The 13968-nt window shown below is 73.3% G+C and carries 11 protein-coding genes; 5 read left to right on the forward strand and 6 right to left on the reverse strand.

Annotated features, from left to right (window positions below):
* Positions 1–99 precede the first annotated feature (99 nt).
* Positions 100–867 carry a hypothetical protein gene (locus tag ACFWWU_RS09640; RefSeq protein WP_384141484.1) on the reverse strand — a complete coding sequence of 256 codons (768 nt, stop codon included), beginning with the start codon at positions 865–867 and terminating at the stop codon, positions 100–102.
* Positions 868–1355: 488 nt separating this feature from the next.
* Here ACFWWU_RS09640 and ACFWWU_RS09645 point away from each other — a divergent pair, with 488 nt between their 5' ends.
* The 3 genes from ACFWWU_RS09645 to ACFWWU_RS09655 all read left to right on the forward strand — a co-directional run bounded on the left by ACFWWU_RS09645 (position 1356) and on the right by ACFWWU_RS09655 (position 4561).
* Positions 1356–2297: an alpha/beta fold hydrolase gene (locus tag ACFWWU_RS09645; RefSeq protein WP_384141487.1), complete on the forward strand. Its 942-nt coding sequence runs from the start codon at positions 1356–1358 to the stop codon at positions 2295–2297.
* Positions 2298–2401: 104 nt separating this feature from the next.
* A complete protein-coding gene (locus ACFWWU_RS09650; protein WP_384141490.1) occupies positions 2402–3622 on the forward strand; it encodes an FG-GAP-like repeat-containing protein in 1221 nt (406 codons plus the stop codon).
* A gap of 129 nt (positions 3623–3751) precedes the next feature.
* Positions 3752–4561: a N,N-dimethylformamidase beta subunit family domain-containing protein gene (locus ACFWWU_RS09655; RefSeq protein WP_384141492.1), complete on the forward strand. Its 810-nt coding sequence runs from the start codon at positions 3752–3754 to the stop codon at positions 4559–4561.
* On the opposite strand, the gene ACFWWU_RS09660 is transcribed toward ACFWWU_RS09655, so the two are convergent.
* The 5 genes from ACFWWU_RS09660 to ACFWWU_RS09680 all read right to left on the reverse strand — a co-directional run bounded on the left by ACFWWU_RS09660 (position 4542) and on the right by ACFWWU_RS09680 (position 10675).
* Positions 4542–5744 (reverse strand): hypothetical protein, encoded by a 1203-nt coding sequence (locus ACFWWU_RS09660; RefSeq protein ID WP_384141495.1) that lies wholly within the window; start codon positions 5742–5744, stop codon positions 4542–4544. The two genes, ACFWWU_RS09655 and ACFWWU_RS09660, sit on opposite strands and share 20 nt — an antisense overlap.
* 355 nt (positions 5745–6099) lie before the next feature.
* Complete coding sequence (locus tag ACFWWU_RS09665; RefSeq protein ID WP_384141498.1) at positions 6100–7176, reverse strand: serine hydrolase domain-containing protein; 1077 nt, start codon at positions 7174–7176, stop codon at positions 6100–6102.
* Positions 7177–7422: 246 nt separating this feature from the next.
* On the reverse strand, positions 7423–9063 hold the full coding sequence (locus ACFWWU_RS09670) for a transporter (protein WP_384141500.1): 1641 nt from the start codon (positions 9061–9063) through the stop codon (positions 7423–7425).
* Positions 9060–9917, reverse strand: a complete 858-nt coding sequence (locus ACFWWU_RS09675; RefSeq protein WP_384141502.1) for an ABC transporter ATP-binding protein — start codon at positions 9915–9917, stop codon at positions 9060–9062. Before ACFWWU_RS09675 ends, ACFWWU_RS09670 begins: the two co-directional genes overlap by 4 nt.
* A 74-nt stretch (positions 9918–9991) precedes the next feature.
* Positions 9992–10675: a bifunctional DNA primase/polymerase gene (locus tag ACFWWU_RS09680; RefSeq protein WP_384141505.1), complete on the reverse strand. Its 684-nt coding sequence runs from the start codon at positions 10673–10675 to the stop codon at positions 9992–9994.
* Between the two features lie 311 nt (positions 10676–10986).
* Here ACFWWU_RS09680 and ACFWWU_RS09685 point away from each other — a divergent pair, with 311 nt between their 5' ends.
* A complete protein-coding gene (locus ACFWWU_RS09685; RefSeq protein ID WP_384141508.1) occupies positions 10987–12369 on the forward strand; it encodes a transcriptional regulator in 1383 nt (460 codons plus the stop codon).
* Between the two features lie 117 nt (positions 12370–12486).
* On the forward strand, positions 12487–13968 hold the full coding sequence (locus ACFWWU_RS09690) for a hypothetical protein (protein ID WP_384141511.1): 1482 nt from the start codon (positions 12487–12489) through the stop codon (positions 13966–13968).

Here is a 13968-nt window from a genome sequence, read left to right on the forward strand (position 1 = left end):
GCGTCTCGGAGCGCCGGGGAGTAGTTCGGAGTACTTCGGAGTACGGAAGGAGGGGCGCCCACCGGTCGGTGGGCGCCCCTCCTTCCGTACTCACCCCGGTCAGAGGTAGGGGCCGAGAACGCCCAGCAGGCCCAGGGCGAGGACGCCGAGCGCGAGGGCGCCGCCGGAGGTGTGCTTCAGCGCGATCATGAAGACCGTCTCGCGGGCGGCGTGGCGGGCCGGCTTCTCCGGGTCGTAGACGACGTGGATGTTCTCCGTGACGCGGTTGGGGGCGTTCTGCTCGTACTCGTTGCCGCTGGTGTCGGTGAACGTGTAGTGGCGGGTCTTCTTCCCGTTCGGGTAGTACGCCCGCTTGGCCACGACGGTGATGCCGCGCCGGGCGAGGACCACCTTGTCGGCGACGCTCATGACGACGGCGAAGGTGGAGAGCAGGCCGATGATCAGCGCGAGCAGCCCGAAGAAGGCGGCGATGCCCCACTCGCCGCCGTGGGCCGACCCGGTCCACCAGACGTAGCCGGCGTATGCGGCCAGGACGGCCGCGCCGCCCGTCCACGCCTGCCACATCTTGAGCGTGAACCCGTCGTCCTCGGTGGTGACCAGGGCGCTGCCGGCCGGGTCCCGCTCCTGGGGCAGGGCGTTGTTCAGGGCGGTGAGGAACGCGGTGGTGGCGTACGCGTTGCCGCCCTCGATCCGGTGGACGGCCTCGTCGGTGAGCACGATCTCCAGGGCCTTGTCGCCGTGCGGGCGGACCTCCTGGACGGCTGCCAAGGGGATGCGGGTGATCAGTCTGTCCCGCCTGATGGTGAGGAGGTCGGCGTCGAGGATCGCGTCGGCGTCCCCCTTGGTGAGCACCTGAGAACTGAGCATGACCAAGTGGACCCGCGGCCGGGGGTGTTGGTTGTAGGCGAGGGGGTCACGAAAGCGGAACGGATCGGACCCGTTCCGGGTCAACGCCCGTCGTGCGCCCCGGTTTACGCCGGAATGGCCACGCCCGCCCCCTCGGCGTGCCACGCTGGTGCGAGCCGCGTGCTGACGAGCCGTGTGCTGCCGTGAGGAGTGGCCCATGAGGACGACGCGGGACCGAGGGCGACGGACGACAGAGGGCCCCGGCGCCCTTGGGCGCCGGGGCCTGTCCTCCCCCGTGCTGACCTGGAGCCCCGAGCTCTCAAGGTCAGTCCCGTCGGACCGTTTTTCCCCGAGCGGTCCGCCTCCCGTTCAAGATCTCCCCTCGGCGGCGGGAGTCAATCCTTGAGGCCTGTCACTCGAACGAGGGGTGTTGGGTGGCACAAGCGCATTTTCGAATGCGAGTTCGATACTCTGATGCGGTTCGACGGGAAAGAGGGGGTGCCAGGGACATGGCGCGACGACTCGACGTCACCGGGGCCGACGGCGTACGCCTGGCCGCCTGGGACTACACGACACTGACCGGAGAAGACGGGCCGAAGGCGGCTCCGCAGTCGGTCCCCCGCCCACCCGGCCCGCGGCCCGCACCGCAGACCGCCGCCCGGACGGCCCCCGCCCCCGCCCCGGCCCCCGGCGTCTTACTCCTCCACGGCCTCATGGGCCACGCCGCCCACTGGGCCCCCGCCGTCCGCCGCCTCACCGGCCGCCACCGCGTCGTCGCCCTCGACCAGCGCGGCCACGGCCACAGCCAGAAGCCGCCCGCCGGCCCCTTCACCCGGGAGGCGTACGTCGCGGACGCGGCCGCGGCCGTCGAGCAGCTGGGCCTCGGCCCGGTCACCCTCGTCGGCCACTCCATGGGCGCCCTCACCGCCTGGCAACTGGCCGCCGAGCGCCCCGATCTCGTCCGCGCCCTCGTCATCTGCGACATGCGGGCCTCGGCCCTCGGGGCGGCCTCGCAGCGCGCGTGGCAGGACTGGTTCCGGGGCTGGCCCGCGCCCTTCCCGTCGCTGGACGCCGTCCGCCGCTGGTTCGGCGAGGACGACCCGTGGGTGGAGCGCCCGAACCCCGCGCGGGGCGCCTTCTTCGCCGAGGTCATGGCCGAGCACCCGGACGGCTGGCGCCCGGTCTTCGACCCGGCGCAGATGCTGACCTCCCGCGAGACATGGGTCCACGACGCCCACTGGGAGTCGCTCGCCCAGGTCCGCTGCCCCACGCTCGTCGTCCGCGGCCTCGACGGCGAGCTGGGCCGCGCCGAGGCCCAGGAGATGGTCAGGGTCCTGCCCCACGGGGCGTACGCGGAGATCCCCGACGCGGGCCATCTCCTCCACTACGAGCACCCGGAGGCCTGGAGCGAGGCGGTAGAACCCTTCCTGAACGGCGTGCTCACACCCTGAAAGCGAGCCGCCGAAACCCTCCTGCCGTGAGCGTCGCATGACAAGGTACGGTGCCCCCGTGGCGCGTCGAGGCCTCTCCGCGCCACCTCAGGGAGGAAACGACTTTGCGCACATCACTGCTGAAGCGCCTGGCCACGGTGGCCGCGGCGCTGGGGCTCACCTCGGCCGGTCTGCTGGGTGCGGGCGCGTCGCCCGCGCAGGCCGCGATCGCCGACTGCCCGTCGGGCTACTTCTGCGCCTGGAAGACCGACAACGGCACGGGCACGATGTACAAGACGCAGGCGAACGCGGCGACGCTGGGGACCTGGGACAACACGTTCCGCTCGGTCGTCAACCGCACGAACAAGTTCGTCTGCCTGTACGACGACCCGAACCACGGCACCGACGGCGACATCTACTCGGTGTACCCCGACCCCTCGGGCACCGAGTGGGGCGGCCCCGGCAGCAACTCCGTCAGCTCGCTCAAGTTCGTCCCCGCCGAGCGTGAGTGCGCCATGGACCCGTACCCGGTCTGGTACGCGGCCGAGGCCCCCAAGGCGGCCGGCTTCGGTGACCTCGACGGCAACCGGACGGCGGACGTCCTCGTCCGCGACAAGGCGGGCCGGCTCTGGTTCCTGCCCGGCGACGGCAGCGGCAAGCTCGTCGGCTCCGGCGGCTGGCAGGCCTTCAACGCCCTGGTGCGCCACGGTGACTTCAGCCGCGACGGCCGGGAGGACGTGATCGCCCGCGAGACGTCCACGGGCAAGCTGTGGCTGTACCCGGGCACGGGTACGGGCTCCCTCGGCGCCCGCAAGCTCATCGGCACCGGCGGCTGGAACGTCATGAGCCGACTCGTCGGCGTCGGCGACCTGAACGGCGACACCCGCTCCGACCTCGTCGCCGTCGAGAAGTCCTCGGGCAAGCTCTGGCTGTACCCGGGCACCACCACCGGCACCCTCGGCTCCCGCGTGCTCCTGGGCAGCGGCGGCTGGAACGGCATGAACGCCTTCGCCGGCACCGGCGACATGAACGGCGACGGCCGCCCGGACCTGATCGCCCGCGAGGCGTCCACGGGCAAGCTGTGGCTGTACCCGGGCAAGGTCGGCTCGTTCGGCCCCCGCGCGCTCCTGGGCAGCGGCTGGAACGTCATGGACTCGCTCCTCGCCGTCGGCGACTACGACGGCGACGGTCACCACGACCTGGCCGCCATCACCAACAGCAGCTACTCGTCGAACGTGTTCCACGGCGACGGCGCCCTGATCCTCTACCCGGGCACCGGCACGGGCAAGCTCGAAGCGGGCTTCCCGGAGACCGACAGCTGGTGGCAGCTGAACGGCGCCTTCTGACCCGGTGACCCGGTGACCCGGTGATCCGGTGAGTGAAGGGAAGGCCTCCACCCCAGGGCGGAGGCCTTCATGGCTGTGTGGACGGCCGTACCATGATCGCTCCATGACAACCGGCCCGGAGGTCGACCCATGTCGGAGCTGTCCCGTCGTACGGTCCTGCGCAGTCTCGGAGCGGGAGCGGGCGCTGCCGTCGCGGCCCCCGGACTGCTGGCGGGCACGGCGGTCGCGGCTCCGGCCGTCCCGCCCGCCAGGACCGGCGACAACCCGGTCGTACGGGAGAACAGGGCGCCCGGCTCCGACCAGTGGGCCGTCGGCTGCGCGGAGACCTGCGGGGTGGACCCGGCCCGCCCGCAGATCGCGGGCCGCGCCGACCGGGACTCCGTCGCCCCCGGTGAGACCCTCCGCCTCCGCCTCTCCACGCCCGGCGCGACCGTCTCCGTCTACCGCCTCGGCCACTACGCCGGCGCCCGCGCCCGCCACCTCCTCACGGAGACGGACACCGGCACGCTCTGGACCCTGAAGGTCCCCGCCGAGTGGGTCTCGGGTCTCCACATCGCCGTCCTCACGACCCCCGACGGCTACCGCGCGCACGTGCCCTTCGTCGTACGGGAGCCCGCCCGCGCCTCCGGTGTCCTCCACGTCGTCTCGGGCGAGCCGGGCGCGGACGCGAGCGTCGTCCGCTGGCTGGAGGAGGAGGGGTACGACGTCACGTACGCCACGGCCGGGGACGTCCGCGAGGGCCGAGTGAACCCGGAGAGGTACGGCGCGCTCGTGGTCACGGGAACAACAGGAGCCACGGGAGCCAGGGCGCTCACCGGCCCCCGCGTGGTCCACCTGCCCCGCCCGCTCGCGCTCAGCGAGCCGGGCCGGACCGAGGAGACGGCCCGCCGGGCCGCCTCCGTCCGCATCGACGAGGCGGTCAGCAGGTCCAGAAGCTGACGTCGGCGCCGATCCAGCCCTTGAAGCCCCGGTCGTCGAAGAGCGTCACCCAGCCGTCGGTGGTCACTTCGAGGCGTATGGTCGCGGCCTGGCCCGTGACGTACGCCCCGGAGACCACGCCGACGAGCCGCTGGGTGCGGTTCGGCCGTGCGGGCAGCGGAAGCTGGAAGAGCTTCGTCACGTCCGCCCAGGCCAGCTTGTCGACCCGGTCCATCGAGAAGTGCAGGTGGACCTGGTCGCCGGAAAGCCGGTACTGCGGCGCGTAGGACGCGCTGTTCGGCGCGAACACGGCGGTGTCGTACGCGACTTCCACCCACGGGCTGGTCCCCGGGTGCGGGAAGCGGGCCGCGTGGAAGCGCCGCGCGCCGGAGACCCCGCCCGCGAAGCCGAGGGCCAGGGTGGCCTGCGGGGCGCCGGGACTGTTCTCGTACACGCACAGCCCCTCGGGCTCGCGGTTCGCGATCGAGGAGAAGGCGGTGACGACCTCGTCCTGCACGACCACGCCGGTGTTCCAGTGGGCGCAGGTCACCCGGCACTCGCCCGCCGTCTGCCCGTAGAGCGTGTACAGGTAGTCCCCGAGGCTCGCGTACCCCTGGAGGGTCCGGCCGGAGGCCGTGTACGGCAGGGTGGCCAGCGGCGTGTACGTACCGGCCACGGCGGTGTCCAGGTCGTAGCGGTCGATGCCGCCGACGGCGCTCTCGGAGGCGATGTTGTTCGACTGCCAGCGGTAGATCAGCTCCCGCCGGGTCGGATCGATGGTCGCCGACACGCGGTACGCCCCCGTCGTCCGGGGCTTGTGGAACGTGACGTCGGCCGCCGGGGCGGAGGTGTCGGAGGCGTCGACGGTGCCACCGGGCACGTACGGCATCCGGGCGACCGCCGAAGCCCAGCCACCGACCGGCAGCGCGTCGGTCCACAGGAAGATCCCGCCCCCGGTCCGCTCGACACCTATGTTCGCCCCGTGCCCGGCGCGCTCGACGTGCATCGAGTCCACGACGCCCCCGCCGGCGGTGAGCCGCGTGACGAGCAGCCGGTCCTGGTCCTCGGGCGTGACGTCCCGCTGGCACACGTACCAGTACTGGTCGAACGCCTCCCAGAAGAAGGACTGCGCAACGCTGGTCTCGGAGGCGAGCTGCGTGGCGTTGAGCAGGACGGGCGTGACGGCGGAAGCGAGTTTGATCATGCGAAACCCCTCAAGATCGGCAGGAGAGGCCGAGATTACGTCCTCGGCCTCTCGACGCCGTCAGACGAGGGTGGGGAAGGCGCCCCAGACGGCGGGGAAGGCGGAGAAGGAGGGGACGGTGAGGTCCTTGGAGTGACGGACGTGGACGACATCCGCGCACGAGGCGACCTCGCCCAAGTGCGGCCTCTGCTGACGCTCTCGGCGCGGAGCGGGCGCGTCGCTAGGAAGGCGTCCTGCGCGGCGAGTTCGGCCTTCTCGGATGCCGGTGTCGGCGGTGATTCCGTCCAGCCCGTCCAGCCCGTCCAGGCCCGTCCAGGCCTGTCCCGGCCAGAGGCCGACCGTGGTCACCCGCCCGTCATCGCGTGCCGGTGAGCGCCGCCCCGACCACGGCCACGACCCGGTCGCGCTGCGCTTCCGGGGTAGCCAGGGCATCGGGCCGCAGGGTGTAGACGACCCGGCGCTTCGGGTCGGTGGTCGCGAACACGCCGCTCGTCCAGCCGCCGCTGGAGCCGGTCTTCCCCCAGACCTTCGTGCCGTTCAGGTCGAGTCCCATCAGCCCGCCGGCGCTGAAGCAGGCCGTGCCCTTGGGACAGCTGGTGTTCTCGGGGCCGCCGGGTACCGCGGGTATCTCGAAGAGGTGCCGCTGCTGGGCCGGAGGGAGCAGCCGCCCGTCCAGCAGCGCGCGGAGGAACCTGTCGAGGTCGGCCGCGGTGGACGCCAGTCCGCCCTCCGCCCAGGACCAGGCGATCGCCGGCTCCTCGGCGAGCGCGGTGTGGCGCAGGGCGAGCGGGCGCAGGATGAGCCGGTCGAGCTCGTGGGCGTAGGAGCGGCCGGTGACCCGCTCCACGAGAAGCCCGGCGACGAAGCTGTTGAGCCCGTTGTACTGCTGGACGGAGCCGGGCGCCGGGAGGCGGCCGGGTCGGGCCGCGACGTCCGCCGCGAAGGAGGCGGTCACCACCCCGTGCGGGTCGAGTGGAACCCTCTCGGGGCGAGGGAAGTCGCTGGTGTGGTCGAGAAGTTGGCGGACCGTGACGTCGGCGTAGGAGGCCGGTATCAGGTCGGGCAGGTGGGGGCGTACGGGCTCGTCGATGCCGATCCGGCGCTCGGCGACGAGCCGGAGCACCACGGCGTCGGTGAACACCTTGGTCACGCTGCCCACCGGGAACCGCGCATCCGCCGCCACCGGCCCGGCCGTCCCCGTGTACGGCGTCCGCATACCCCGGCCGGCCACCCGCACCAGAGCCGCGTCCGTCACGTCGTCGGGCAGGGTGGCGAGCAACGCCCGTACAGCGTCGGGGGAGTGGCGGACGACCGGCGCGGCGGTCGCGGCGGTCGCCGCGGGGGCGGCACCCAGACCGGCGGCGAGGGCGACGAGCGCGAGCCCGGTGGCGGCGAGACGGCGGTGGGTACGGCTGCGGGCGCGGATGGTCATCGGTGGCTCCTGGGGACGGTGCGGGGACGGTGCGGGCGGCTCGGCTCTTCGCCGCACTGCGACTGGATCAACCATCCCGCCCACACCGCCTGTTGCTCATCCGTGATCACCCGGATCCGACCCTGATCCCACCCCGACTCCCACTCCGGGCTGTGGAACCCCGCTACCCCTACCCCGCACATGAGCGACGGCCCCCGCCCACAAGGGGGCGGAGGCCGTCGCGTGCCGGGTGACCGGCGAGAGGGGTCAGCCCTTGCTGACCGCCGTCAGGATCTCCGGCAGCCGCCTCGCCGTGCGCGGCGCCGCCAGCTTGAGGCCCGCCCAGATGAGCAGCGCGCCGTAGAGGGCGCCGACCGGGAGGAGGAGCCACAGCGCGGAATGCCGGTCGGACACGTGGAGGTAGACCGTCGCGCCGATGAGCGGGGCGCACAGCACCACGGAGCCGAACATGCCGCCCAGGATCGACATCCAGGCCAGGCCGCCCTGTCCCGGCGCCACGTTCTTGTAGCCGCTGTCCTGCGGGATCGAGTACGGGAAGACCGAGGAGGCCACCGCGCCCGAACCCACCAGCGCGCCGAGCAGGCCGAACGACAGGCCGAGCGCCTCCGGGAGGGCCGACCAGTCGCCGAGGACGGCGGCCGTCGCCACCGTCACCAGCGCGGTGAACGGCAGGGTGACGGCGAGCAGGGCCAGGGCCCGTGCCCGGAGTTCGGCGTACGCGTCGGCCGTCGTCGAGAGGGTCTGCGCGACCATCCAGAACGCCGACGTGTCCTGGCCGAACTGGTTGTACATCTGGACGCCGAGCATGCCCGACGCGAAGCACGCCCAGTAGATCGTGCCCGTGCCCTGGAAGGCGTTGAAGAGCGGCACGATCAGGCCCATGGCCAGCGAGGTCACCCACGCGGCCTTCGTCTTCGGGTCGCGCCAGATGTAGCGCAGGCTGCGCTCCATGACCGCGCCCGTGCGCCCGCCCGGCAGGATCCGGCCGAGCAGCCCCGTACCCCCGGACTTCTCGGCGGCCCCCGACCCGGACGACGCGTCGATCGTGGAGCCGTCCGGCTCGACCATCAGCCGCACCAGGCTCCGCTGCCACCAGTACACCAGCGCCACGAGCGCCGCCGCCGTCAGCAGCAGCCGGGCCACCGCCACGGCGTAGTCGCCGCTGCTCGCCGCGTCGACCGCGCCGATCGCGGCGGCCGGCGGCAGCCAGCCGACGACCGCCGCCGCCGGTTCGAGCGGCCCCAGACCGCCGCCCTGGCCGAGGCGCTGGGCGCCGAAGTTGACCAGCTGCATGCCGACCGCGATCACCAGGCCGCTGAGCAGCGCCAGGTCCCGGCCCTTGCGGGAGGTCAGGAGTCGGACGTTGGCGGCGGCCACCGCCCGGGACAGCGCGACGCACACGGCCGTCACGAGCGGGACGGCGAGGACGGCGACGACGACGCCCGCCGTGCCCCGCGCGACCGAAAGGGCCGCGCCGAGCGCCAGGAGGAGTGTGAGGACGGGCCCGACGCCCACCAGGGACGCCACGAACAGGGCCCGGACCAGCGGCCGGGGCCGCAGCGGCAGCATCACGAGCCGCGACGGGTCGAGGGTCTCGTCCCCGCTCGGCACGAACAGCGGCATGACCGCCCAGGCCAGCGCGAGCGTCCCTATGAGGAGGACCGCGACCGTGTCGGCCGAGGCGTTGCCCCGCAGCAGGACGGACGACAGCACCATGGCCGCGGCGAACAGGACGCCGAAGACGATCGAGACGATGTACGCGGCGGTCCGCCCGCCCGACTGCCGCAGCCCGTTCTTCAGCAGCGACAGCTTGAGCCGTACGAACGTGGACGTGAGGGACGGCACGGGGGAGCCGGCGGTCGTGGTGACGGCGGTGGTCGTGCTCATCGCCGCGCCCCGCCGCCCAGCCAGTCCAGGGACTCCCCGGCCGTCTCGCGCCCGCTCGCCCCGACCAGCTCCAGGAACGCCGCCTGGAGCGAGGGCCGGTCGCCGCGGACCTCCGCGAGCGGGCCCTGCGCGCGGATCCGGCCCGCCGCCATCACGGCGACCCAGTCGCAGAGCGACTCGACCAGCTCCATGACGTGGCTGGAGAAGACGACCGTCGCGCCGGACTGGGTGTACCGCTCCAGCACTCCGCGGATGGTCTGCGCCGAGACCGGGTCGACGCCCTCGAACGGCTCGTCCAGGAACAGCACCTCGGGGTTGTGGAGAAGGGCGGCCGCGAGACCGATCTTCTTCCGCATGCCGGTCGAGTAGTCGACGACCAGCTTGTTCTGCGAGCCGGTCAGGTCGAGGACGTCGAGGAGCTGCGCGGCCCGCTTGTCGACCTCGGCGCCCGGCAGCCCCCGCAGCCGGCCGCTGTACGCGAGGAGTTCACGGCCGGAGAGCCGCTCGAAGAGCCGCAGCCCCTCCGGCAGGATGCCGATCCGCGCCTTGACCTCGGCGACCGACTCGGGGTCGGCCCAGACGTCGTGTCCCGCGACCAGGATCCGTCCCTGGTCGGGCCGGAGCAGCCCCGTGATCATGGAGAGGGTGGTCGTCTTGCCGGCTCCGTTGGGCCCGACGAGCCCGATGAACTTCCCCGCGGGCAGGACGAGATCGATCCCGTTCACCGCGATCTGCTGGCCGAAACGCTTCCACAGCCCCTCGACACGCACCGCGGGCACCGCACCGGCCCCCGGTACGGTGCCCGCTGCGGCGCCCGCCTTGTCGAATACTCCGTCAAATGCCTGGTCAGGCATGTCTCGTCAGTCCTTCGGTCGTCCCCGTGTATACGGGCACCACCATACGGGTGAGGCCTGGCCGGGCCCAGGGATCACTGCGCCCGGCCGCGGGCCTCCGCCGCTTCCCGGCCACACGCGTACGCGAGGGGGCTGATCAGCTCCTCCGCGTCGGGCAGCCAACGGTTCGCCGGCGTGGGGCGCCGCGCCCACTGCACCGCGCCGACGCCGCCGATCCGGGTGGGCGGGGCCGCCACGTAGTGCCCCTCGCCGCGCGTGGCGAGGTCGATCGCGCCCGGGACCCAGCCCAGCTTCCGTACGAGGTCGGGCACCTTGACGGCGGCGCCCGGCAGGACGAAGAAGAACATCCGGCGGTCCGGGGTGCAGGTCACCGGGCCGAGCGTCAGGTCCATGCGCTCCATCCGGGCGAGCGCGAGGAAGCCGGCCGACTCCGACACCTCGATCGCGTCGAACGTCCGCCCCGTCGGCAGCAGGATCGACGCCTTCGGCGTCTTCGACCACATGCGCCGCGCCCCGACGCCGCTCCCGGTCGCCTGGGTCGACCAGTCGGGCTTGACCGCGTGCGCGCCGGGGACGGCGCACTCCGCGCCGCAGGAGCAGCGCTCCCTGCCCTCGACGGCCTCAAGCCAGGTCCCGGGGAACACGTCCCAGTGCCGCTCTTCCGCGTACCGCACGGCGTTGTCCAGCAGTTGCTCGCCTCGCTGCTGGGGGATCTGTGCGGCTTCCGTGACTCCGATGGTCTCTTCCACGGTGAACACAACTGCCGCCGTCACCTGGGGTTACGGGCGTGGGGGAGAGCGGTGTGACGCATCGATCCTGCACATGGGGCGCACGGGTGCACCGGCGGGGGCGCGCGGGGGGCCGGGGAGCGGGGGGTGGGTACGCACGAGTGGGGGCGCCGGCGGCAGCGTCGCGGCCGACGTGTCCGGTGTCGACCGTGCGACACGTACGCCACCGGCCTGTCCGGTTTCGCGTGTTCACATCGGCATTGACCGGATATCCACCGGGCAGTGATCACTTCTCGTGATCACTGCACCTGTGATCACCGCTCGGCCTCAGGGGGTAACTCATGGCAGCCAGGCCACTCGTCGCGCGTCAGCCCAACGAACGGCTCCAGGCGCTCATCCAGGAGGCGGCCTGCTCGCACGCCGGCCTCGCCCGCAGGGTCAACATGGTCGGCGCGGAGCGCGGCCTCGACCTGCGGTACGACAAGACGTCGGTGGCGCGGTGGCTGCGCGGGCAGCAGCCGCGCGGCCGGGCGCCCGGCATCATCGCGGAGGCGCTGGGCCGCAAACTGGGCCGGACGGTCACGATCGACGAGGTCGGGATGGCGAACGGCCGGAACCTCGCCGCCGGGGTGGGCCTCCAGTTCGCGCCGACCGTGCTCGGCGCGATCGAGCAGGTCTGCGAGCTGTGGCGCAGCGACGTGGGCAGGCGGGACTTCCTGACGGGCTCCATCGTGGCGTCCTCCGCGCTCGTCGAGCCCAGCAGGGACTGGCTGATCACCGGTCCGGACGCGCACGTGGCGCGGCTCGCGGGCGCGCGCGTCGGGGTCGCGGACGTCGCGGCGGTACGGGAGATGACGAGCGCGCTCGTCGACCTCGACCGGCGGTTCGGCAGCGGCCATGTCCGGCCGGTGGTGGTGCACTACCTCAACAGCGTGGTGTCGGGGATGCTTTCGGGCTCGTACCGGGAGGCCGTGGGCCGGCAGCTCTTCGCGGCGGCCGCGCGGCTGACCGAACTCGCCGGGTACATGGCGGTGGACACGGGCGAACCGGGGCTCGCGCAGCGCTACTACATCCAGGCGCTGCGGCTCGCGCAGGCGGCGGGCGACCGCGGGTACGGCGGGTACGTCCTGGCCGCGTCGATGAGTCACCTCGCCGCGCAGCTCGGGACCCCCCGGGAGATCGCCCAGTTGGCGCGGGCGGCGCAGGAGGGGGCGCGGGGCAAGGTGCCGCCGCGGGCGGAGGCGATGTTCCTGGCGGCCGAGGCGCGCGGGCACGCGCTGATGGGGGACATCAGCTCCTTCGAGACGGCGGCGGGCCGTGCCGTACGGGCGCTGGAGCAGGCCGATCCGGAGGCGGGCGACGACCCGGTGTGGATCGCGCACTTCGACCACGCCTACCTCGCGGACGAACTGGCGCACTGCCACCGGGACCTGGGCCAGGCGGACGAGGCGGCGCGGGCGGCGCGGGAGGCGATCGCGGGACATCCGGAGACGCGGGCGCGGCGCCGGGCGATCGGTCTGGCCCTGCTGGCCTCGGCGCAGGTGCAGCAGCGGGAGGTGGAGCAGGCCTGCCGGACGGGGACGCGGGCGCTCGAACTCCTGGGCACGCTGCGGTCGTCGCGGGGCGCGGAGTACCTGGACGATCTGAGGGAGAGCCTGGAGCCGTACGCGGGGGAGGCGGTGGTGCGGGAGTTCAGCGCGCGGATGGACCAGTCGGCGGCGTAGGCCACGGCGACGAGGCGCAGGAAGGTTGTGTAACCGGCCTCACACGTGTGTGCGGAGCCCCGCGCGCACCCGGTAGCGTGAGCCGACGATTCCGTAGGTCCATCAGTAGGAGTCCCGGTGACGCAGAACGGACAGGGTCCGGAGCCGCAGTACCCGGCGGTGCCCCCCGCGCACGACGGTGCCCACGGGGGAGCTCAGCCGTGGGACCGCGCCTGGGGTCCCGCCGGTGGTCAGCCGGGCGGGCAGCCGCTGCCGCCCGCGCAGCCGCTGCCCCCTGAGGCGACGCCGGGCGCCGCCGACATGCAGTCCACGCAGTACCTGCCGCCGGTCCCGCAGCAGCAGGTCCCGCCGCAGGCCGTGCCTCAGGCGCCGCCGATACCGCAGCAGGTCCCGCCGCAGCCCGGGTACGGCTACCCGCCGCCCGCCGCCCAGGCCGCCGCCGACATGCAGGCGACCCAGCACATCGCGCCCGTCCCCGGTGCGATGCCGCCGGTGCAGGCGCAGCAGCCGGGGTACGGCTACCCGCCGCCGGCCGCCCAGGCCGCCGGGGACATGCAGGCGACGCAGCACATCGCGGCCGTGCCGCCGCACCCGGGCGCGGGCTCCGACACCCAGTTCCTGGGGACGGCGCCGCTCCCGCACCAGGGGTCCGGGGGCGCCTCCGACGCGACCCAGTACATAGCCCCCGTACCGCCTCAGGCGCAGGCCCAGCCGCCCGGTGAGCGGCAGCCGCCCGCCGAGTTCGACAACCTCTTCCGTACGGAGGCGCCGCGGGCCCCGCAGCAGCCGCAGGCCTACCAGCCGCCGCAGCAGCACCAGCAGCCCGCCCCGCCGCCGTACCAACAGCACCCGCAGCACCAGGCGCCGCCGCAGCAGCACGGCTACCAGCCGCCGCAGCCCCCGCAGCAGTACGCCTACCAGGACGCCTATTACGACGACGAGCCCGAGCCGCCGCGCCGCAAGTCGCCGGTCGCGCTGATCGCCGCCGTCGTCGTCGGCTGCGCGGTCGTCGGTCTCGGCGCCGGGATGCTGCTCAGCGGCGAGGACGACCCGAAGGACCCCAAGACGCCCGGGCAGAACGTCGCGGCGAGCTCCGCCGCGCCCTCGGCCACCACCGAGGCGCCCGCGGAGAAGCCGGCCGACCCGGCGGAGCCGCAGGCCAAGGCGCTGGACAAGCTCCTCGCGACCAGCAACAGCAGCCGTGACACGGTGATCAGCTCGGTCGCGAAGATCAACCAGTGCAAGGACCTCGACCAGGCGGCGAAGGACCTGCGGGGCGCCGCCGACCAGCGCCGGGGCCTGGTGACCCAGCTCAAGACGCTCTCGGTGGACAAGCTCCCGAACAGCCCCGCGCTGACGGCCGCGCTGACCAAGGCCTGGCAGGCCTCGGCCTCGGCGGACGACCACTACGCGGCCTGGGCGGTCCAGATGAAGGCCAAGAAGGCCTGCAAGGGCGGCAAGGCCAAGAGCACCAACCGCCTGGTGGAGGCCAACAAGAAGAGCGGCGAGGCCACCACCGCCAAGAAGCAGGCGGCCGGGCTGTGGAACCCGACCGCCACGAAGTACGGACTGGAGAAGCGGACGCCCACCCAGCTGTAG

The organism is Streptomyces sp. NPDC058650, from assembly GCF_042717315.1.
Classification (GTDB): domain Bacteria; phylum Actinomycetota; class Actinomycetes; order Streptomycetales; family Streptomycetaceae; genus Streptomyces.